2 protein-coding genes are annotated in these 1,837 nt (G+C 60.2%); both read left to right on the top strand.

The annotated features are described in order from the left end of the window. The coding region (locus ACYJ11_RS21305) for a DUF955 domain-containing protein (protein WP_461649386.1) at nucleotides 1–813 on the top strand (813 nt) is incomplete at its 5' end. Nucleotides 814–888: 75 nt separating this feature from the next. After that, nucleotides 889–1,641, top strand: a complete 753-nt coding sequence (locus ACYJ11_RS21310; RefSeq protein WP_461649387.1) for a hypothetical protein — start codon at nucleotides 889–891, stop codon at nucleotides 1,639–1,641. Nucleotides 1,642–1,837: the final 196 nt, after the last annotated feature.

Below are 1,837 nucleotides of genomic sequence, written 5' to 3' on the forward strand. Positions count from 1 at the left end.
GCCAGCGAGCAGTTCCAGCAGTGGCTCGATGTGCAGAGCAAGTTCCACGACTATTCAGCACGGAACACGCTACTCATTAAGCTTCAGTGTCCCGAGGCAACGCGAGTCGCCGGGTACAATACGTGGCAAGACGAGTTCGACCGCTACGTCCAGCAAGGCGAGGATGCCATCTGGATCTGGGCTCCGATTATCACGAAGAAGTGCCCCGAATGTGGCAACTCGCCGTCGTATCACGAGAACACGGACTGTGAGTACGACGCGACAGACCCTGAGCAGTGGCATCGGGGACTGGTCGGGTTCCGGCCAACGTCGGTGTTCGATATCTCCCAGACCGAGGGCGAGTCGCTTCCCGAACTGGAGACAGAAGCACACGGCGACCCGGATGGACTTGTCGAGGACCTGTTGGACGCGACCGACGAGATCGGCGTCGACGCAAGAATCGTCACTCCGGAAGAGTGGGAGCATGGGTCTGCACGGGGCGTTTGCGAGCGTCGGAACGTCATGACCACGAATCCGATGGTCGAAGCGGTCGACCGAGACAATCGGGCCGCCCTCGCGAGTACACTGATTCACGAGTTCGCCCATGCAGAGCTTCACTTCAATGTCGAGGATGAGGCGGAGCGGTCGAAACGCGAAGTCGAAGCCGAGGCAGTCGCCTACGTGGTCAGTCGTCACTTCGGGCTGGACCCCGACAACTCGGCGTTCTACTTGGCGGCGTGGGACGGCGACGCACCGGAGACGCTGCGGGACCGGCTGGACCGTATCTCGAAGACGGCTGCGAGGCTGATCGACGCCGTCGAAGGTGCCAGCTGAGCAGTCGGTCGTGCTTTTCCAGACGTGCTTGAGAGGAGTGTTTTGTGACTCCCCTGATGGGCGAGGGAGTCGAATATGCGTTCACAAGCAGCGTCGGATAGCAGTCCTGTCGGACAGTTTCTGAGTGTCTTAGCAGAGTTGCGTGACCAGGTCGGAGGGCCGTACTACCTCAGAGACGTGACCGGGCGGTTAGAGTGGCCCGACCGAGGGGTGTACTTCTTTTTCTCGCCAGCAAGCGACCTTCGGGCAACGACAGCGGTCGACTGGCAACTCTCCCGAATCGGCACCGTCGGCGTCAGTACCGGCTCGTCGAACACGCTCTGGAACCGACTCAGGCAGCACCGAGGGAACGTTCGCGGAAAGTACGCCGGCGGTGGCAACCATCGTGGTTCGATTTTTCGCTTGCACGTTGGACGGGCGCTGATCGAGAAACATGGCTGGCACGACGAGTATCCTCACTGGGGCGAACCGAATCCCGACGCCGAAACGACCGCTGTTCGCGAGCAGGAACACGAACTCGAACAGCGCGTGTCGGAGTACATCCGGGATCTGCCGTTTCTGTGGGTTGACGTTCCGGGCAAGCCCGGACCCGAGTGCGACAGAGCCGAGATTGAGTCAAACGCTATCGCGATGGTGTCGAGGTATCGTCGATCTGCAGGACCGTCAGACCTCGATTGGCTTGGATATCACTCGCCGAAATCTGAGGTGTATCAGTCTGGACTGTGGAACGTGCGACACGTTTCTGACTCGTTCGACCCTTCGGTCGTGGACCAGTTGTCGGCGTATATCTCGTCAACGGAAGCGCTGGACCATCAATCGCGGATCTGAGGGCAGGTTCCGCAGCGAGAACTCAGTGCGCTCGGTTATGAGTCCGTAGGCAATCCCAGCCAGTGGCGCAACCACGGGAATCCACGCCAACGGAGACATGAGCAGTTCCGTCGAGATAGACTCCCAGACGGCAGCGTACATCAAAACAACGCAGACGGATGCAATGGCTGTCGACAGCCGCCACCGGACTCCCGCT

This window comes from Haloarcula sp. H-GB5, assembly GCF_054850705.1.